Origin of the sequence: Pseudomonas sp. MONT-RG-20F-20-E-7-02 (genome assembly GCF_022662395.1) — a bacterium.
GTDB lineage: Bacteria > Pseudomonadota > Gammaproteobacteria > Pseudomonadales > Pseudomonadaceae > Aquipseudomonas.
This window is the reverse complement of sequence record NZ_JAKNQN010000003.1, coordinates 480,790-500,185: the sequence shown is the minus strand read 5'-3', so window position 1 is coordinate 500,185 and position 19,396 is coordinate 480,790. Positions and strand designations below refer to the sequence as shown.

The window sequence follows — 19,396 nt, the reverse complement described above, 5'->3', positions numbered from 1 at the left end:
AAAGCTGTTCACGGGTATTGCACCGCTAACATTTTTTGCGTACTAGGCTTAGGCCAGATAGTTACTTAAAGACAAGACCCGCGAGGACAGTTGCTCGCGAGCCGACTAGTTGCTGCCCTGACATTTTTCTCGGACACAAACTTGGGGGGTCATACAGATACGAGGGTGTTTGCTATAACAGATGGTCGATCAAAACCCACTCACCTGCCGAGTATTGAAGACGCAAGACACCCGCTACCGTTATCGGGCAGCATTTTACCCGATAACCGGCGAGCTTTGAACCTTGACGCGCTTATTTTATGAAGCTCGTCCGGGGCAATGCTATCCGTAACTATCTGATTCTTTTGAAAGAATGGCTTAAAAACGCGGTATCGGTTGACCCGACTGACAGAAGGGAGGGGCACATTCACCTTAGCGTCCCCCAAAATAGCGCGTGCCTCACAAGAGGATTACCGAAAAGAAATAGCCTCCCCCACCCGACCCACATGAGCGAGCAGTGGTGAGGAGGACTTTATCCGCGCGCGACCGGCGCTCGCTTATTACGACGACCACTTGCGGCCAAAACACAAAATAACGGACCTATCAACAGCCCGACAATCAGCGCAGCCACAACATACACTGATACCGGCAGTTGCAGGGTGGTCCAACCCAAGAACGAAAGAGAAACGCCTTGTTGGTTTTCCAACACAAAGGCCAAAACCACCAGTGCGACAGCCAGCACTGCCAACACCAGAAAAACGCGTTTAATCCCACGCATAACTTACTCCTACCCTAAAACCACTCAGACGCCCTCTTCCTCGTCTTCGTTCACTCGATCACGCAATTCCTTGCCCGGCTTGAAATGCGGCACAAACTTACCGTCAAGGCTGACGGACTGCCCGGTTTTCGGGTTACGGCCCACTCGCGGTGCGCGGTAGTGCAAGGAAAAACTACCAAAGCCACGGATCTCGATTCGATCCCCCGTGGCAAGGCATTGGGACATTTGCTCGAGCATAGTCTTGATAGCCAGCTCTACATCCTTGGATGAAAGCAGCCCTTGATGGGTGACAATTCGTTCGATCAACTCCGACTTCGTCATATTTTTCCCTTCTTTTTCAAGCAGCTAGGAAAAGCGCTCCAAAGGTTTTAGCATGACTTGGTGAATTTGAACAGCCCACGCTTTAACTTATCTTCAGGTTGGTTTAGTGCCCTCAAAAAGCACCTTAGCTCTTCAATTGCAGATCACCAGCATCGTGCGGGTCACTGCACCTGCCGGGTTCCAACCAAACACGTAGTCGCCCTCTTCGTCTTTAGCATCACTGGAACGCGTTACAACCTTGTAGCCCTGCATCTTGCACTCACGGGCAGCACGCTTCTCGCACTTCTCCCAATTGGAACCAAGCCCCGAACAGTCAATCTCGATGCCGCTGACGCCATGCCTGGCATGAGTCTTGGCACTGGTGGAGCACCCTGCAAGCAGTACGATTGAGAAGATGACAATAAACTTGTTCATTCAAATCCTTATTGAAGCAGCAACACGGGGATAGCCAGCATTAAAACTATAGTCAGTTCTGACAGCCGACTGCACGCCTTGGTTCTAAGTTGTTGATTCAACAAATTTCAGGCACAAAAAAGGGCGACCTAAGTCGCCCTTTTTCTATGGTCTGACAGAACTTAGTTCTGTTTTTCCATTTGTGCACGCAGCAGGTCGCCCAGAGTGGTAGGACCAGCAGCAATTTCAGAGGTAGCTGGCTTGTCGCGCAGGCTCTGGATTGCTTCTTTCTCTTCAGCATCGTCTTTCGACTTGATGGAGAGCTGGATTACGCGGCTCTTGCGGTCAACGCTGATGATCTTGGCTTCTACTTCCTGGCCTTCTTTCAGAACGTTGCGCGCGTCTTCAACGCGGTCACGGCTGATTTCGGAGGCTTTCAGAGTCGCTTCGATATCGTCGGCCAGAGTGATGATGGCGCCTTTAGCGTCAACTTCTTTCACGATGCCTTTAACGATTGCGCCTTTGTCGTTGTCCTGAACGTATTCAGAGAACGGGTCGCTTTCCAGTTGCTTGATACCCAGGGAGATACGCTCGCGCTCTGGGTCAACCGACAGGATAACGGTGTCCAGCTCGTCGCCCTTCTTGAAACGACGAACAGCTTCTTCGCCCACTTCGTTCCAGGAGATGTCGGACAGGTGAACCAGGCCGTCGATGCCGCCGTCCAGACCAATGAAGATACCGAAATCGGTGATCGACTTGATGGTGCCGGAGATTTTATCGCCCTTGTTGAACTGGCCAGAGAAATCTTCCCATGGGTTAGATTTGCACTGCTTGATGCCCAGGGAGATACGACGACGCTCTTCGTCGATGTCCAGAACCATAACTTCCACTTCGTCGCCGACTTGTACGACTTTCGAAGGGTGGATGTTTTTGTTGGTCCAGTCCATTTCGGAAACGTGTACCAGGCCTTCCACGCCTTCTTCCAGCTCAGCGAAGCAGCCGTAGTCGGTCAGGTTGGTAACACGCGCGGTAACGCGAGTGCTTTCTGGGTAACGAGCTTTGATAGCAACCCATGGATCTTCGCCCAGCTGCTTCAAGCCCAGGGAAACACGGTTACGCTCACGATCGTACTTCAGAACCTTGACATCGATCTCGTCGCCAACATTGACGATTTCGGAAGGATGCTTGATACGCTTCCAAGCCATGTCGGTAATGTGCAGCAGGCCATCGACGCCACCCAGATCGACGAATGCGCCGTAATCGGTGAGGTTCTTGACGATACCTTTGACTTGTTGGCCTTCCTGCAGGGATTCCAGCAGAGCTTCACGCTCGGCGGAGTTCTCTGCTTCCAGGACGCTGCGACGGGAAACGACAACGTTGTTGCGCTTCTGATCGAGCTTGATGACCTTGAATTCGAGTTCTTTGCCTTCCAGGTGCGTGGTGTCGCGCACTGGACGAACGTCGACCAAAGAACCTGGCAGGAACGCACGGATGCCGTTAACGTCGACAGTGAAGCCGCCTTTAACCTTACCGTTGATAACGCCCTTGACCACTTCTTCAGCTGCGAAGGCTGCTTCGAGAACAATCCAGCATTCAGCGCGCTTGGCTTTTTCACGGGACAGCTTGGTTTCACCGAAACCGTCTTCAACCGAGTCCAGAGCAACGTGAACTTCGTCACCGACATTGATAGTCAGGTCACCAGCATCGTTGTAGAACTGTTCCAGCGGGATCAGAGCTTCAGACTTCAGACCAGCGTGAACGGTTACCCAGCGAGCTTGGTAATCGATATCAACGATAACACCGGTGATGATGGAGCCTGCCTGAAGGTTCAGGGTTTTTAGGCTTTCTTCAAAGAGTTCCGCAAAGCTTTCGCTCATTTTAATTCCTGTTGATAAGGGCGAAGAATACGCCCATCTCCACACCCCAGACGGTGTGGGTCAGTTTCAATTAAAAGAAGCACCACAGGACTATGACTGGTCCCCTGCAGCCTTCTTGGTCACCCGGCGATATCGCGAATGGCGATTTCACTCAAGATGCGTTCCAGCACCTGCTCGATGGACAACTCCGTGGAATCCAGCTGTATAGCGTCAGCCGCCGGCTTAAGCGGGGCTACCGCACGCTGGGTATCACGCTCATCGCGTGCACGGATCTCATCTAGCAGACTCGACAGACTAACACCATCGACTTTGCCCTTCAACTGCAAGTAGCGGCGGCGAGCCCGCTCCTCGGCGCTGGCGGTCAGGAAAATCTTCAATGGGGCCTCCGGAAACACCACGGTGCCCATATCACGACCGTCGGCCACCAAACCCGGCGGCTCCTGAAATGCCCGCTGACGCTGCAGCAAAGCGTCGCGCACGGCCGGCAGCGCGGCAACCTGGGAAGCCCACGAGCCGACTTGTTCATTACGCAGATCATCGGTCACATCGTCCCCTTCGAGGATGATGCGCTGTGGATGACCTTCCGTCGCGCCGACGAACTGCACGTCTAGGTGCGCCGCCAACAGCTTCAAGGATTCTTCGTTGGTCAGGTCGACGCCATGGTTGCGTGCGGCAAATGCCAGCAAGCGGTACAGCGCGCCGGAATCCAGCAGGCACCAGCCCAGGCGCTTGGCCAGGATGCCGGCGATTGTGCCTTTGCCCGAGCCGCTTGGCCCGTCGATGGTAATCACCGGTGCTTTGATATTCACAATTGAGCCTCTTGGGCAACACGGATGCCGACTTGGGCACACAGTGTAAGAAAATTCGGAAAAGATGTAGCAACATTGGCGCAGTCACGGATACGAATCGGCGCCGCCGCACGCAGGGAGGCCACGCTGAACGCCATGGCAATCCGGTGATCGCCATGGGCATGCACTTCACCGCCGCCCATCAGGCCACCGTCAATGATAATCCCATCAGGTGTCGGTTCACACTTCACACCCAGAGCCAGCAGACCGTCGGCCATGACCTGGATACGGTCGGACTCCTTCACGCGCAGCTCTTCAGCGCCGCGCAATACCGTGCGCCCTTGAGCACAGGCCGCCGCGACGAACAGCACCGGGAATTCGTCGATAGCCAACGGCACCAACGCTTCAGGAATCTCGATGCCCTTCAGCGCTGCAGCCCGCACGCGCAGATCCGCAACCGGCTCACCACCGACTTCACGCAGGTTTTCCAGGGTGATATCCGCGCCCATCAGCCGCAGGATATCGATCACCCCAGTACGTGTCGGGTTGATGCCGACATGCTCCAGCAACAACTCGGAGCCTTCGGCAATCGACGCCGCCACCAGGAAAAACGCCGAAGAAGAAATATCCCCCGGCACTTCAATATGCGTAGCGGTCAATGCATGGCCCGACTCGACCGACGCCGTAGCGCCCTGTACTTGCACCGGATACCCGAAGCCGCGCAGCATGCGCTCGGTGTGGTCACGGGTCGGCGCAGGCTCGGTCACCGAGGTTTTACCCTCGGCATACAAACCCGCCAGCAACAGGCAGGATTTGACCTGAGCACTGGCCATCGGCAGCGTATAGGTCAGCCCCTTCAACGCCTGGCCACCGCGAATGGTCAACGGCGGACGCCCTTCCGGCCCGGTTTCGATCACCGCACCCATCTCCCGCAGCGGCTTGGCCACGCGGCTCATCGGGCGCTTGGACAACGAAGCATCGCCAGTCAACACGCTGTCGAAACGCTGCGCCGCCAGCAAGCCGGACAACAGGCGCATCGACGTACCGGAATTACCCAGATAGATCGGGCCTGGCGCGGGCTTCAGGCCATGCAAGCCCACGCCATGAATGGTGACACGCCCATGGTGCGGCCCTTCAATCACCACCCCCATGTCGCGAAACGCCTGCAGGGTCGCCAGCGCATCTTCGCCCTCAAGAAAACCTTCAACCTCGGTCACGCCCTCGGCCAACGAACCCAACATGATCGAGCGATGGGAGATCGACTTGTCGCCAGGCACCCGAATCTGCCCGCTCAAGCGGCCACCGGGGCTGGCGATAAAGGTCTGCTCATCGGCGTTCACAGCGGTTTCCATATAGGCCCGGCGCGCCAGGATCTTGCTGAAATGCTCGCGCGCCACCCGCGCACGGGTGAACACGCCCAATAATTGATGGCCATCTCCGGCATCGACCGCATCGCGCAAGGCGTCAAGGTCACTGCGGAAGGTATCCAGGGTGCGCAACACCGCCTCGCGATTGGCGAGAAAGATGTCGTGCCACATCACCGGATCACTGCCGGCAATGCGCGTGAAATCGCGGAAGCCACCGGCGGCGTAGCGGAAAATATCCAGATTTTCGTTACGCTTGGCCAGCGAATCCACCAGGCCAAAAGCCAGCAGATGCGGCAAATGGCTGGTTGCCGCCAGCACTTCGTCGTGACGCTCAACCTGCATATGCTCGACATCCGCGCCCAACTCGCGCCACAGGCGATCCACTACCGCCAGGGCGGCCGGATCGGTCTGCTCAAGCGGCGTCAGAATCACCTTGTGGCGGCGGAACAGCTGCGCATTGGACGCCTCCACCCCACTCTGCTCGGAACCGGCAATCGGATGCCCCGGCACAAAGCGCGCCGGCATGCCGCCAAACGCCACTTGCGCCGCGCGCACCACATTGCCCTTGGCACTGCCGACATCCGTCAGGATCGCCTGCCCCAGGTCCATACCCGCCAACAAGCCCAGCAATTTCTCCATCGCCAGAATCGGCACCGCGAGCTGAATCACATCCGCACCCTGGCACGCGAGCGCCAGGTCTGCTTCACAGCGATCCACCACGCCCAACTCAACCGCCAACTTGCGCGATTGCGGGTCCAGGTCCACACCGACCACTTCGCCACACAGCCCGCTTTCACGCAGGCCTTTGGCGAAAGAGCCGCCGATCAACCCCAGACCGACCACCACCAGGCGACCGATCATAGGCACAGCAGGTTGCAATGCAGTGACATCAACCACGAGCCAGAACCTTGGCCAACGCCTCCAGGAAGCGGCTGTTTTCCGCCGGCAAACCAATGGTGATACGCAGGTGGTTCGGCATGCCGTAGTTGGCGACCGGACGCACAATCACGCCTTCGCGCAGCAGGCCCTGGAACACCGGGGCGGCCACTTGAGCGAGATCGACACAAATGAAATTGCCCTTGGACGGAATCCAGCCCAGGCCCAACTCACGGAAGCCTTCCTGCAGTTGCAGCATGCCGCTTTCGTTGATGCGTCGCCCTTCTTCCAGGTACTCGGCATCTTTCACCGCCGCACACGCCGCCGCCAAAGCGAGGCTGTTGACGTTGAACGGCTGGCGCACGCGGTTCAGCACGTCGGCGACCACCGCCGTGGACAGGCCGTAGCCAACCCGCAGCGAGGCCAGGCCATAGGCCTTGGAGAAGGTGCGCGACACCAGCAGGTTCGGGTAAGCCGCCAGGAAGTCCAGGCCATCCGGCAGATCGCTGCCTTCGGCGTACTCGATATAGGCCTCGTCCAGCACCACCAACACGTGCTCCGGCACGTCTTGCAGGAAGTCGTTCAACGCTTGCGCATCGAACCAGGTGCCGGTCGGGTTGTTCGGGTTGGCGATAAACACCACGCGGGTCTGGGCGTCGATGGCGGCCAACATGGCCGGCAAGTCGTGCCCCCAATCCTTGGCGGGAATCACGCGGGCGTCGGCGCCGACAGCCTGGGTGACGATCGGGTAGACCGCGAATGCGTGCTCGCTGAACACTGCATTCAGCCCTGGCGCCAGATACGCGCGGCCGACCAGTTCAAGAATGTCGTTGGAACCGTTCCCCAAGGTCACCTGGTTCAGCTCGACCCGGCAGTTTTCCGCCAGCAGGGATTTGAGGGCAAAACCGTTGCCGTCCGGATAGCGCGTCAACTCGGCCAACTCTTCACGAATCGCCGCCAATACCTTCGGGCTTGGACCCAGCGGGTTTTCGTTACTGGCCAGCTTGACGATCTTCGACGGGTCCAGGTTCAACTCACGCGCCAGCTCGTCCACAGGCTTGCCTGGTACGTAAGGCGACAGTTGTTGCACGCCCGGCTGAGCCAGGGCGAGGAAGTTGCCACTCATGTTAAAGCCTCACAAAACCGCTTTCGGGTAAGAGCCCAGCACCTTGAGTGCTACGGCTTCCTGACTGATTTTCTCCAGCACACCTTTAACCAGCGGATCGCGGTGGTGGCCGATGAAGTCGATAAAGAACACATACGTCCATTTACCGCTGCGCGAAGGGCGAGTTTCGATTCGCGTCAGGTCAATCCCGTTGTCGTGGAACGGCACCAGCAGCTCATGCAACGCGCCGGGCTTGTTGCTCATGGAGACAATAATCGAGGTCTTGTCGTCGCCGGTCGGCGGCACTTCCTGGCTGCCGATCATCAAAAAGCGCGTGGAGTTATCCGGGCGGTCCTCGATTTTTTCGGCCAGGCGCGTCAGGCCGTAGAGGCCCGCGGCCATATCACCGGCAATCGCCGCCGAATTCCACTCACCCTTGACCCGCTTGGCCGCTTCGGCGTTGCTGGACACCGCCACGCGCTCGACATTCGGGTAATGCGCGTCCAGCCACTTGCGGCACTGGGCCAGCGACTGAGCGTGGGAGTAGATACGGCTGATACTGTCGGTCTTGGTGCTCTCGCCCACCAGCAAGTGGTGGTGGATGCGCAGCTCGACTTCGCCGCAGATCACCATGTCGTGCTCGAGGAAGCTGTCCAGCGTGTGGTTGACCGCGCCTTCGGTGGAGTTTTCCACCGGCACCACCCCAAAGTTCACCGCACCGGCCGCCACTTCACGGAACACTTCGTCGATCGCCGCCATCGGCTTGCTGATCACCGCGTGGCCGAAGTGCTTCATGGCCGCCGCCTGGGTGAAGGTGCCTTCAGGGCCGAGGTACGCGACTTTCAACGGCTGCTCAAGGGCCAGGCACGACGACATGATTTCACGGAACAACCGCGCCATCTCTTCGTTGCCCAACGGGCCCTTGTTGCGCTCCATGACGCGCTTGAGCACCTGGGCTTCACGCTCAGGCCGGTAGAACACCGGCACTTCGCCTTCCGCCAGGGAAGCCATTTTCACCCGTGCCACTTCCTGGGCGCACCGCGCGCGCTCACTGATCAGCTCCAGGACTTTCTCGTCCAGGCTGTCAATGCGTACGCGCAGGGCCTTGAGTTCTTGCTCAGACATTAGCCGTGTTCCTTTTCGAACTCTGCCATGTAGGCAACCAGCGCCTTGATGGCGTTGATGTCGACAGCGTTGTAAATGGAGGCGCGCATGCCGCCCACTGAACGGTGGCCCTTGAGGTTCAGCAGGCCACGCGCGTCGGCACCGGCCAGGAACGGCTTGTCCAGACGGTCATCAGCCAGGCGGAACGGCACGTTCATCCACGAGCGGTCGGTCAGGTTGATCGGGTTGCTGTACAGGCCGCTGGCGTCGATGAAGTCGTACAGGGTGCGCTTCTTCTCTTCGTTCAGCTTGCCCATGGCGGCGACACCGCCCTGCTCCTTGAGCCACTCGAACACCAGGCCCGAGAGGTACCAGGCAAATGCCGGCGGCGTGTTGTACATCGAGCCGTTGTCAGCCGCGACCTTGTAGTTGAGCATGGTCGGGCACACCGAACGGGCGCGACCCAGCAAGTCTTCACGGATGATGTTGACCAGGATGCCGCTCGGGCCGATGTTTTTCTGTGCACCGGCGTAGATCATGCCGTACCTGGACACGTCGATCGGGCGCGAGAGGATGTCCGAGGACATGTCGCACACCAATGGCACGTCACCCACTTCCGGCACCCAGTCGAATTCCAGGCCGCCGATGGTTTCGTTGGCGACGTAGTGAACGTAGGCCGCGTCCGCAGACAGCTTCCACTCGTTCTGACCCGGAATCGCGAAGTAGTCGTAAGGCTTGGCGGTGCCAGCCACATTGACGTGACCGTAGCGCGAGACCTCTTCAATGGCCTTCTGGCCCCAGATACCGGTGTCGATATAGTCGGCAGTGCCGCCTTCCGGCAGCAGGTTCAGCGGAATCTGGGCAAACTGCTGGCTGGCGCCGCCTTGCAGGAACAACACTTTGTAATCGGATGGGATGTCCAGCAAGTCGCGCAAATCCTGCTCGGCCTTGGTGGCAATGGACACGAACTCATCGCTGCGATGGCTCATTTCCATCACGGAGAGGCCTTTTCCATGCCAGTCGAGGAGTTCACCCTGCGCACGCTGCAGGACTGCTTCAGGAAGCGCCGCGGGACCGGCACAGAAGTTATAGGCTCTCTTGCTCACATCCAATCTCACTCTGCTCTGGTTGGGGCTGCAATCATGTTCGGTAACGCGCTTTCTCTGGAGCGGACCTTTGTGGGACCGAGCCAGGACAAAAACTTGTGTTTCAAAGGGGACAAACAACAAGGGGGCGAATCTTCATCCGCCCCCTGTGTGTCCGCTTATTCCTGCGGTTCTTCTTCGTCTGCGGCAGCGTCGAGGGTTGGCTCGTCAACGTTGTCATCGCCTGCTGCGATCACCTCGCCTTCAAATTCCTCGCCTTCCAGCTCTTCGCCTTCGACTTCCGATGGCTCCTGTACACGCTCCAGGCCGACCAGTTTTTCGTCTTTGGCCAGCTTGATCAGCGTCACGCCCTGGGTGTTACGGCCCAGGCTCGACACTTCAGCCACACGGGTACGTACCAGGGTGCCCTGGTCGGAAATCAGCATGATTTCCTCGCCATCGAGCACCTGGACCGCGCCGACCAGACGGCCGTTGCGATCGTTGCTGACCATGGCAATAACGCCCTGGCCGCCACGCTTGTACTCCGGGAACTCACTGATGGCAGTACGTTTGCCATACCCACGCTCGGAAGCGGTGAGGATCTGGCTGCCTTCTTCCGGGATCAGCATCGAAATCAGCTTCTGCCCTTCCGGCAGACGCATGCCGCGCACACCGCGGGCGGTACGGCCCATGGCGCGAACGTCGGATTCCTTGAAGCGCGTCACCTTGCCGCCGTCGGAGAACAGCATGACTTCACGCTCGCCATCGGTGATGGCGGCGGAGATCAGTACGTCGCCTTCATCCAGCTCCAGGGCGATCAGGCCCACGCTGCGTTGACGGCTGAATGATTCCAGCGGGGTCTTCTTCACGGTGCCTTTGGCGGTCGCCATGAAGATGAAGTGACCTTCGGTGTATTCCTCGACCGGCAGCATGGTGGTGATGTATTCATCACTGTCCAGCGGCAGCAGGTTGACCAGCGGGCGACCACGGGCGGCACGCGAGGCTTCAGGGATTTCGTAGGTTTTCAGCCAGTACACTTTGCCTTTGCTGGAGAACAGCAGAAGCGTGGTATGGCTGTTGGCAACCAGCAGGTGAGCGATGTAGTCCTCATCCTTCACGCCGGTAGCCGATTTACCTTTACCGCCACGACGCTGGGCCTGGTACGCAGCCAGCGGCTGGGTCTTGGCATAACCACCGTGGGAGATGGTCACCACACGCTCTTCTTCCGGGATCATGTCACCCAGGGTCAGGTCGAGGCGCGCATCGAGGATTTCGGTGCGGCGCACGTCGCCGTATTCGGCGCGGATCACTTCCAGTTCTTCGCGGATCACTTCCATCAGGCGCACGGCGCTGCTGAGGATGCGGATCAACTCGCCGATCTGATTGAGGATCTCCTGGTACTCGGCCAGCAGCTTCTCGTGCTCCAGGCCGGTCAGGCGGTGCAGGCGCAGTTCCAGGATGGCCTGGGCCTGTTCCGGCGACAGGAAGTACTTGCCGTCACGCAGACCGTATTGCGGGTCGAGGGTCTCCGGGCGGCACGAATCGGCACCGGCACGTTCAACCATCGCCACAACGGCGCTGGATTCCCACGGCATCTTGATCAGGGCTTCTTTAGCTTCCGACGGCGTCGGCGAAGCCTTGATTAGGGCGATAACCGGGTCGATGTTCGACAGGGCAACCGCCTGGCCTTCGAGGATGTGCCCACGCTCGCGCGCTTTACGCAGTTCGAACACGGTACGGCGGGTGACGACTTCGCGGCGGTGACGCACGAAGGCTTCCAGCAGATCCTTGAGGTTCAGGATGCGCGGGCGACCGTCGATCAGTGCAACCACGTTGATACCAAACACGCTTTGCAGCTGGGTCTGGGCGTAGAGGTTGTTGAGGATCACCTCAGGCACTTCACCGCGACGCAGCTCGATCACTACGCGCATACCGTCTTTGTCGGACTCGTCGCGCAGCTCGGTGATGCCTTCGAGCTTCTTCTCTTTAACCAGCTCGGCGATCTTCTCGATCAGACGCGCCTTGTTCAGCTGGTAAGGCAGCTCGGTGATGACGATCTGCTGGCGGCCACCGACCTTGTCGATGTCTTCGATGATCGAGCGGGCGCGCATGTAAATGCGCCCGCGACCGGTGCGGTAGGCTTCGATGATGCCGGCGCGACCGTTGATGATCGCGGCGGTCGGGAAGTCCGGGCCGGGGATGTATTGCATCAGCTCATCGACGGTCAGCTCAGGGTTGTCGATGAGGGCCAGGCAACCGTCGATGACTTCACCGAGGTTGTGTGGCGGGATGTTGGTGGCCATGCCCACGGCGATACCGCTGGAGCCGTTGACCAGCAGGTTGGGAATACGGGTTGGCATGACCGCCGGGATCATTTCGGTGCCGTCGTAGTTCGGCACCCAGTCCACGGTTTCTTTATGCAGGTCGGCCAGCAGCTCGTGCGCCAGCTTGGTCATGCGCACTTCGGTGTATCGCATGGCCGCGGCGTTGTCGCCGTCGACCGAACCGAAGTTACCCTGGCCGTCTACCAGCAGGTAGCGCAGGGAAAACGGCTGGGCCATCCGAACGATGGTGTCGTACACCGCAGTGTCGCCGTGAGGGTGATACTTACCGATCACGTCACCGACAACACGGGCAGATTTCTTGTACGGCTTGTTCCAGTCGTTACCCAGCTCGCTCATCGCGAACAGCACACGCCGGTGCACGGGCTTCAAGCCATCGCGCGCATCAGGCAGTGCCCGACCGACAATTACGCTCATCGCGTAGTCGAGGTAGGACTGTTTCAGCTCGTCTTCGATATTGACCGGGAGGATTTCTTTGGCCAGTTCGCCCATGAGAAGCCTGATTCCTTTTTCGGGTGAAACCTCGTCACATCCTATGGGACGAACGAAGCTCGCCGCTGCCGGCAGAGTGCCTGACAACGACTTACGACAAATCAACGAGTTATGACACGGATCTGCACGTTATAGGCAGCCCCTCGGGGCGACCCTGGAAACCGCCGGATGTTATCACAATCGCCGCCACGCACCTATCCCCCTGATGCGCATGGAGCATAGTTAGTTGACGGATGACAGGCTTGAGGGGGACGAGAGAGGCTCAGAGGTAGGGTGGTGCTATTTTTCCAGGGCAGATCCGATGGGTTTATTGACTTTTAAGGCCAATCGCGGGCAAGCGCGCTCCCACATTTTGATCTGTGGGCACAGTAAGTGTGGGAGCTGGCTTGTCGAATCGTCGCACCGCTGCGATGACGACTCCACAGACAGCAAAGCCCTCAATGCAGCCGCTTACGGCACATCAACTTGGCCAACTTCGCCGTATCCGGCCGTTCAACAATGCCTTTTTCAGTCACGATTACATCAATCAGGTCGGCCGGCGTCACATCAAACACCGGGTTAAACGCCGCAACCTCCAAGCGCTGACCCATCACATCCAGCAACTCAGCCGCCTCACGCTCTTCCAGGCTGACGTCTTCGCCGGTGGCCATCATCAAATCGAGTGTCGAACTCGGCGCCACGACCATGAAGCGCACGCCATGGTGCATCGCGCACACGGCCAACTGATAGGTGCCGATGGTGCTGATCACATCACCGTTGGCGGCAATGCAGTCGGCGCCGACGATCACCCAGGTCACGCCCTTGGTCTTGAGGATATGCGCGCCGGCCGAGTCAGCATTGACCGTGACCGGGATGCCCTCGCCCGCCAGCTCCCACGCCGTCAGCCGCGAACCTTGCAGCCAGGGCCGCGTTTCATTGACGTAGACATGCTCAACCAAATCCTCCAGGAAGGCCGCGCGCACCACCCCGAGGGCCGTGCCGACGCCGCCCGTGGCCAGCGCACCGGCATTGCCGTGGGTCAGGATCGCCTGAGCGTTGCCTTGGTGTTTGCGAATCCGATCGAGGCCCAATTGGGCCATGACCACATTGGCCTCCCGATCACTTTCATGAATCGCGATGGCTTCGGCTTCCAGCACCGCCAGCGGGTCGGCGTGCTTCTTGACGCGATCGAGGCGATCGCGCATGCGCTTCAAGGCCCAGAACAGGTTCGACGCGGTCGGACGGCTATCGGCCAGGTGCGCGTAGTCTTCTTCCCACGCAGCCTGCCAATCACCGCCTTCAGCGATGCGTTCACGGGCGGCGAGCACCAGCCCATAGGCGGCGCTGATACCAATCGCCGGGGCGCCGCGCACCACCATCGTGCGAATCGCGTCGGCGACTTCAGCCGCGGTAGTGCAGGCAACCCAGGCTTCCCGGGACGGCAAGGCACGCTGATCGAGCAGGTGCAGTGCGCCATCACGCCACTCGATGGCCCTCACGTTGTCTGCCGCTAACAGTCGGTCGCGCATCCCTTACCCCGCACTCATGAACAAAAGCCGCCGATTATAGCGATCCGCCAGCCAGGACGCTCGGGTATACTTCGCCCTTCTTTTATAGCTGCCTGGGAAGAAGCCTGCGATGACCTCCACTGCCGCCCCGCTCGACCTGCTGCTGCTGCCCACTTGGCTGGTGCCTGTCGAACCTGCCGGCGTGGTGCTCAAGGAACATGGCCTGGGCATCCGTGATGGGCGCATTGCCTTTATCGGGCCGCGGGCTGCGGCCTTGAAGCTGGCGGCCAGTGAAGTACGCGAGCTGCCGGGCATGCTGCTCAGCCCCGGCCTGATCAACGCCCACGGGCACGCGGCGATGAGCCTGTTTCGCGGCCTGGCCGATGACCTGCCGTTGATGACCTGGCTGGAAAAGCACATCTGGCCCGCCGAGGCCAAATGGGTCGATGAAGCCTTCGTGCGCGACGGCACCGACCTGGCTATCGCCGAACAGCTCAAGGGTGGCATCACCTGCTTCTCCGACATGTACTTCTACCCCAAGGTCGCCAGCGACTGCGTGCATAACAGCGGCATGCGCGCACAAATCGCGATTCCGATCCTCGACTTCCCGATTCCCGGCGCCAGCACACCCGATGAGGCGATTCGCCAGGGCGTCGAGCTGTTCGGCGACCTCAAGCACCACCCGCGCATCAAGATCACCTTCGGGCCCCACGCGCCGTACACCGTGTGCGACGAAAACCTGGAGAAAATCCGCATCATCGCCGAAGAGCTGGACGCGTCCATCCATATGCACGTGCACGAAACCGCCTTCGAAGTGCAGCAAGCCGTCGAGAAGACCGGTGAACGCCCCTTGGCGCGCCTGGGCCGCCTCGGCCTGCTCGGCCCACGCTTCCAGGCCGTTCATATGACCCAAATCAGCGAGGATGAACTGGCTTTGCTGGTAGAAAGCAACACCAGCATCATCCATTGCCCGGAATCGAACCTGAAACTGGCCAGCGGCTTTTGCCCGGTGGAGCGTCTGTGGCAGGCTGGCGTCAACGTGGCGATCGGCACCGATGGCGCCGCCAGCAACAATGACCTTGACCTGTTGGGCGAAACCCGTACCGCCGCGCTGCTGGCCAAGGCCGTCGCCGGCTCGGCCACCGCCCTGGATGCGCACCGCGCCCTGCGCATGGCCACGCTCAACGGCGCCCGCGCCATGGGCCTGGAAAGCGAGATTGGCTCGCTGGAAGTCGGCAAGGCTGCCGATATCGTGGCCTTTGATCTTTCAGGGCTGGCGCAACAACCGATCTACGATCCGGTCTCACAGCTTATATATGCCACCGGACGCGATTGTGTGAAACACCTTTGGGTCGCCGGCAAGCAGTTGCTCGACGACCGGCAATTGACCCGCATGGATGAACAACAGTTGACCGCCACGGCCATTGCCTGGGGCCAACGCATCAGCGGGCACAGCGAATAACGCCGATCTTGAACCCTGGCGTTCAGGGCAGGCAAACCGATTTATCAGATTTAGAGGATTCACCATGAGCAACGTCGACCACGCCGAAATCGCCAAATTTGAAGCCCTGGCCCACCGCTGGTGGGACCGCGAAAGCGAGTTCAAACCCCTGCACGACATCAACCCGCTGCGGGTCAACTGGATTGATGAACGCGTCAACCTGGCCGGCAAGAAGGTGCTCGACGTCGGTTGCGGCGGCGGCATCCTCAGCGAAGCCATGGCCCAGCGTGGCGCCACCGTAATGGGCATCGACATGGGCGAAGCGCCACTGGCCGTGGCCCAACTGCACCAGCTGGAATCCGGCGTGAGCGTGGAATACCGCCAGATCACCGCCGAAGCCCTGGCCGAGGAAATGCCCGAGCAGTTCGACGTGGTCACCTGCCTTGAGATGCTTGAGCACGTGCCCGACCCGTCCTCGGTGATCCGCGCGTGCTTTCGCATGGTCAAGCCGGGCGGCCAGGTGTTCTTCTCCACCATCAACCGCAACCCCAAGGCCTACCTGTTCGCGATCATCGGCGCTGAATACATCATGAAGCTGCTGCCACGCGGCACCCATGACTTCAAGAAATTCATCCGCCCCTCCGAGCTGGGCGCCTGGAGCCGTCAGGCCGGGCTGACCGTCAAAGACATCATCGGCCTGACCTACAACCCGCTGACCAAGCACTACAAGCTGGCCAGCGACGTTGACGTCAACTACATGATCCAGACCCTGCGCGAGGAGTAAGCCTGTGAAGTTGCGAGCGGTTCTCTTCGATATGGACGGTACGTTACTGGACACCGCGCCGGACTTCATCGCGATCTGCCAGGCGATGCGCGCCGATCGCGGCCTGGCGCCGATCAACGACCAGCACATCCGCGATGAAATCTCCGGTGGCGCGCGGGCGATGGTCGCCGTGACCTTCTCGATGGACCCCGAATCCCCAGGCTTTGAAGAACTGCGCCTGGAGTTCCTGGAGCGCTACCTCAAGGGCTGCGCGATCCACAGCAAACTGTTCGACGGCATGGAAGAACTGCTGCAGGACATCGAAAAATCCAAGCTGGTGTGGGGCGTGGTCACCAACAAGCCGCTGCGCTTTGCCGAACCGATCATGCAGCAGTTGGGCCTGGCCGAGCGCTCGGCGCTGCTGATCTGCCCGGACCACGTGAAGAACAGCAAGCCAGACCCGGAGCCACTGATCCTGGCGTGCAAGATGCTCGACCTGGACCCGGCCAGCGTGCTGTTCGTGGGCGATGACCTGCGTGACATCGAGTCCGGCCGCGACGCCGGCACCCGCACCGCCGCGGTCACGTTCGGCTACATCCACCCGGACGACAACCCGCGCAACTGGGGCGCCGATGTGGTGGTGGATCACCCGCTGGAACTGCGCAAGGTGCTGGATAACGCACTGTGCAGTTGCTGATTGTTCGAAGATCTCACCCACACTGAGCTCCCACCTGAAATGGATTCCACTTCAAGAGCTGTATCACCTTGAATTCTGTCGAGGCTATTTATGTTTGATTACTCTGCACGCCCAGAACTGCTCAAAGGCCGGGTAATCCTGGTGACCGGCGCCGGTCGCGGGATTGGCGCCGCAGCGGCAAAAACCTACGCCGCCCATGGCGCCACCGTGCTGTTGCTGGGCAAGACCGAAGCCAACCTGGCCCAGGTGTATGACGAGATCGAAGCCGCGGGCCAACCGCAGCCGGTGGTGATTCCGTTCAACCTGGAAACCGCCCTGCCCCATCAATACGATGAGCTGGCCGCGATGATCGAAAAGGAGTTCGGCCACCTCGACGGCCTGCTGCACAACGCCTCGATCATCGGCCCACGCACGCCGATCGAGCAGTTGTCCGGTGAAAACTTCATGCGGGTGATGCACGTCAACGTCAACGCAATGTTCATGCTGACCAGCACCTTGCTGCCGCTGCTCAAGCTGTCCCAGGACGCGTCGGTGGTGTTCACCTCCAGCAGCGTCGGGCGCAAAGGCCGGGCGTACTGGGGCGCGTATGGCGTGTCGAAATTTGCCACCGAAGGCTTGATGCAAACCCTGGCCGATGAGCTGGAAGACGTCGCCTCGGTACGCGCCAACAGCATCAACCCAGGCGGTACACGCACCAGCATGCGCGCCCAGGCCTACCCCGGTGAAAACCCGATGGAACGGCCGGCGCCGGAAGAAATCATGCCGGTGTACCTGTACCTGATGGGGCCGGACAGTGCCGGCATCAATGGGCAGGCGTTTGATGCGCAGTAACCCGCCCTGATCGTTCCCACACTCCGCTGATCGTTCCCACGCTCCGCGTAGGAATGCCGCCAAGGACGCTCCGCGTCCCGCTTATGCAAGGGTGCCGCGGAGCGTCATAGGATTCATTCCCACGCAGAGCGTGGGAACGAGCAAGCGGTGTGCTTTAGTTTTTCACCACTTCTTCCAGGGTAAAACGCCCCAACGGGTTCTGCAGGAAGTTGCTCACATTCTTGCGTGAGATGTTGATGTACGGGCTGTAGTACAAGTCGATCCAGTTCACATCCTGTTTCGCCAGCTTCTGCAATTCCACATACATCTGCTCACGCTTGACCGGGTCGGCCTCGATCCGCGCCGCCGCCACCAGTGCCTTGACCTTGTCGTTCTTGTAGCGGGTCATGTAGTTCTGGTTGGTGTCGTGGCCCAGCACGAAAGTGGTCTTCTGGTCCGGGTCGAGGATGTCGTTGGTCCAGTACATCACCGAAATATCGTACTCACCGTCTACCAGCATCTGCCAGCTTTGGGTCGGGTCGACTTTCTGCAGGTTGGCGGTCACACCGACCTTGGCCAACTGGTCCTTGATGATCACCGCAATCTGCTCGTCGGCTTCGTTGCCGGCGTTGACCACGTAATTGAGCTTCAAGTCCTTGGCGCCAGCCTCTTCCAGCAGTTTCTTGGCGGCGGTCGGGTCATACGGGCGTTGCAGATTGTTGGCGTAGTGGTACAGCGAGCCTTTTGGGATGTAGGAATAGGCCACGGTGCCTTGACCGTAAGTGGCAGTCTTGACCAGCGATTGTTTATCGATGGCCATGTCCAGCGCCTCGCGCACCTGCTGCTTGGCGAGCAGGCCGTGGGCGTGGTTGATCAGCAGGTGATCTTCACGGGTGGACGGGTCGGCGTGGATCACAACGTTTTTGTCTTTCTTCAGCTCTTCGACGCGTGAGAACGGTACGAAGATCGCCGTGTCGAGTTCGTTGTTCTGCACCATGCGCATGCGCGTGTTGTCATCGGTGACCGACACCCACTCCACGCCATCCAGGCTGACGTTCTTGGCCTGCCAGAAGTTCGGGTTCTTCTTGAGAATGACCCGATCGCCCTTGCGCCACTCTTCCACGGTAAACGCGCCGGAGGTCACCGGGTTTTCCGAGTAGGCGTCTTCGCCCATTTTGGTCATGGCCTTTTCCGACAGGATCGACACCGTCGGCGACGCCAATTGCGAGAGGAAGGCTACCGCCGGGGTTTTCAGGGTGACCACCAGCGTTTGCGGGTCCGACGCCTTGGCGGTGTTGATCAGGCTGAACGGGTCGCTCCACAGCGAGGCCTTGTTGTCGCGGATACGCAGCAAGCTGAACGCCGCATCATCGGCGGTGATCGGCGAGCCGTCGGAGAACTTCGCATCGCGCAATTTGAAGGTGTAGGTCAGGCCGTCCTTGGAAATCTCCCAGCTTTGCGCCAGGCCCGGTTCCATCTTGGTACCCAGGTTATCCACGCGCACCAGCGTGTCGTAGACGTTGGCGAACACCCAGGTGTCGCGGTTTTGCGCGCTTTTGATCGGGTCGAAGGTGGTGCTGTCTTCACGGCAGCCGATGGTCAGTACGCCGGCGGCTTGCGCCAAGCCAGCGGTAAGAGACCACGCCGTTAATGTAGCGGCGGCGAGCAACTTCAAGTGACGGGATTGCATG

16 protein-coding genes are annotated in these 19,396 nt (G+C 59.7%); 4 read left to right on the top strand and 12 right to left on the bottom strand.

Annotated features, from left to right (window positions below; genetic code table 11):
- Positions 1-511 precede the first annotated feature (511 nt).
- The 11 genes from L8I05_RS11410 to mtnA form a co-directional block, all read right to left on the bottom strand.
- The gene (locus L8I05_RS11410; RefSeq protein ID WP_242168996.1) at positions 512-757 is read right to left on the bottom strand and encodes a LapA family protein; all 246 of its coding nucleotides are present in this window, start codon (positions 755-757) and stop codon (positions 512-514) included.
- Between the two features lie 24 nt (positions 758-781).
- Positions 782-1,078, bottom strand: coding sequence for an integration host factor subunit beta (ihfB, locus tag L8I05_RS11405; RefSeq protein WP_003218804.1), 297 nt, complete (start codon positions 1,076-1,078; stop codon positions 782-784).
- Positions 1,079-1,210: 132 nt separating this feature from the next.
- Positions 1,211-1,492 carry a hypothetical protein gene (locus tag L8I05_RS11400; protein WP_242168994.1) on the bottom strand — a complete coding sequence of 94 codons (282 nt, stop codon included), beginning with the start codon at positions 1,490-1,492 and terminating at the stop codon, positions 1,211-1,213.
- Between the two features lie 161 nt (positions 1,493-1,653).
- On the bottom strand, positions 1,654-3,348 hold the full coding sequence (gene rpsA, locus L8I05_RS11395; protein WP_071483562.1) for a 30S ribosomal protein S1: 1,695 nt from the start codon (positions 3,346-3,348) through the stop codon (positions 1,654-1,656).
- Positions 3,349-3,467: 119 nt separating this feature from the next.
- Positions 3,468-4,157 carry a (d)CMP kinase gene (gene cmk / locus L8I05_RS11390; protein WP_003172653.1) on the bottom strand — a complete coding sequence of 230 codons (690 nt, stop codon included), beginning with the start codon at positions 4,155-4,157 and terminating at the stop codon, positions 3,468-3,470.
- A complete protein-coding gene (locus L8I05_RS11385) occupies positions 4,154-6,364 on the bottom strand; it encodes a bifunctional prephenate dehydrogenase/3-phosphoshikimate 1-carboxyvinyltransferase (protein WP_242169356.1) in 2,211 nt (736 codons plus the stop codon). The genes cmk and L8I05_RS11385 overlap by 4 nt, the downstream gene beginning before the upstream one ends.
- A 28-nt stretch (positions 6,365-6,392) precedes the next feature.
- On the bottom strand, positions 6,393-7,505 hold the full coding sequence (hisC, locus tag L8I05_RS11380) for a histidinol-phosphate transaminase (protein ID WP_119739277.1): 1,113 nt from the start codon (positions 7,503-7,505) through the stop codon (positions 6,393-6,395).
- 9 nt (positions 7,506-7,514) lie between these two features.
- Positions 7,515-8,609, bottom strand: coding sequence for a prephenate dehydratase (gene pheA / locus L8I05_RS11375; protein WP_053132458.1), 1,095 nt, complete (start codon positions 8,607-8,609; stop codon positions 7,515-7,517).
- Positions 8,609-9,694 carry a 3-phosphoserine/phosphohydroxythreonine transaminase gene (gene serC / locus L8I05_RS11370; RefSeq protein ID WP_242168993.1) on the bottom strand — a complete coding sequence of 362 codons (1,086 nt, stop codon included), beginning with the start codon at positions 9,692-9,694 and terminating at the stop codon, positions 8,609-8,611. Before serC ends, pheA begins: the two co-directional genes overlap by 1 nt.
- Before the next feature lie 158 nt (positions 9,695-9,852).
- Entirely contained in the window at positions 9,853-12,507 is a 2,655-nt protein-coding gene (gyrA, locus tag L8I05_RS11365) for a DNA gyrase subunit A (protein ID WP_159954962.1), read from the bottom strand.
- 437 nt (positions 12,508-12,944) lie between these two features.
- Positions 12,945-14,015, bottom strand: coding sequence for an S-methyl-5-thioribose-1-phosphate isomerase (mtnA, locus tag L8I05_RS11360; protein WP_242168991.1), 1,071 nt, complete (start codon positions 14,013-14,015; stop codon positions 12,945-12,947).
- A 109-nt stretch (positions 14,016-14,124) separates the two neighbouring features.
- Between mtnA and L8I05_RS11355 the strand changes: the two genes are divergently transcribed.
- The 4 genes from L8I05_RS11355 (at position 14,125) to L8I05_RS11340 (ending at position 17,726) form a co-directional block, all read left to right on the top strand.
- Entirely contained in the window at positions 14,125-15,456 is a 1,332-nt protein-coding gene (locus L8I05_RS11355) for a TRZ/ATZ family hydrolase (RefSeq protein ID WP_242168988.1), read from the top strand.
- Between the two features lie 64 nt (positions 15,457-15,520).
- Positions 15,521-16,219, top strand: a complete 699-nt coding sequence (gene ubiG, locus L8I05_RS11350; RefSeq protein WP_003172645.1) for a bifunctional 2-polyprenyl-6-hydroxyphenol methylase/3-demethylubiquinol 3-O-methyltransferase UbiG — start codon at positions 15,521-15,523, stop codon at positions 16,217-16,219.
- A 4-nt stretch (positions 16,220-16,223) separates the two neighbouring features.
- Positions 16,224-16,895 (top strand): N-acetylmuramic acid 6-phosphate phosphatase MupP, encoded by a 672-nt coding sequence (mupP, locus tag L8I05_RS11345; protein ID WP_159954959.1) that lies wholly within the window; start codon positions 16,224-16,226, stop codon positions 16,893-16,895.
- Positions 16,896-16,985: 90 nt separating this feature from the next.
- Complete coding sequence (locus L8I05_RS11340; RefSeq protein WP_159954958.1) at positions 16,986-17,726, top strand: YciK family oxidoreductase; 741 nt, start codon at positions 16,986-16,988, stop codon at positions 17,724-17,726.
- A gap of 154 nt (positions 17,727-17,880) precedes the next feature.
- On the opposite strand, the gene L8I05_RS11335 is transcribed toward L8I05_RS11340, so the two are convergent.
- Entirely contained in the window at positions 17,881-19,395 is a 1,515-nt protein-coding gene (locus L8I05_RS11335; protein ID WP_242168986.1) for an ABC transporter substrate-binding protein, read from the bottom strand.
- Position 19,396: the final 1 nt, after the last annotated feature.

Coding starts and splice junctions, on each gene's coding strand:
- L8I05_RS11410 (WP_242168996.1), bottom strand. CDS start 757: ATGCGTGGGATTAAACGCGTTTTTCTGGTGTTGGCAGTGCTGGCTGTC.
- ihfB (WP_003218804.1), bottom strand. CDS start 1,078: ATGACGAAGTCGGAGTTGATCGAACGAATTGTCACCCATCAAGGGCTG.
- L8I05_RS11400 (WP_242168994.1), bottom strand. CDS start 1,492: ATGAACAAGTTTATTGTCATCTTCTCAATCGTACTGCTTGCAGGGTGC.
- rpsA (WP_071483562.1), bottom strand. CDS start 3,348: ATGAGCGAAAGCTTTGCGGAACTCTTTGAAGAAAGCCTAAAAACCCTG.
- L8I05_RS11385 (WP_242169356.1), bottom strand. CDS start 6,364: ATGATCGGTCGCCTGGTGGTGGTCGGTCTGGGGTTGATCGGCGGCTCT.
- hisC (WP_119739277.1), bottom strand. CDS start 7,505: ATGAGTGGCAACTTCCTCGCCCTGGCTCAGCCGGGCGTGCAACAACTG.
- pheA (WP_053132458.1), bottom strand. CDS start 8,609: ATGTCTGAGCAAGAACTCAAGGCCCTGCGCGTACGCATTGACAGCCTG.
- gyrA (WP_159954962.1), bottom strand. CDS start 12,507: ATGGGCGAACTGGCCAAAGAAATCCTCCCGGTCAATATCGAAGACGAG.
- mtnA (WP_242168991.1), bottom strand. CDS start 14,015: ATGCGCGACCGACTGTTAGCGGCAGACAACGTGAGGGCCATCGAGTGG.
- L8I05_RS11355 (WP_242168988.1), top strand. CDS start 14,125: ATGACCTCCACTGCCGCCCCGCTCGACCTGCTGCTGCTGCCCACTTGG.
- ubiG (WP_003172645.1), top strand. CDS start 15,521: ATGAGCAACGTCGACCACGCCGAAATCGCCAAATTTGAAGCCCTGGCC.
- L8I05_RS11340 (WP_159954958.1), top strand. CDS start 16,986: ATGTTTGATTACTCTGCACGCCCAGAACTGCTCAAAGGCCGGGTAATC.
- L8I05_RS11335 (WP_242168986.1), bottom strand. CDS start 19,395: ATGCAATCCCGTCACTTGAAGTTGCTCGCCGCCGCTACATTAACGGCG.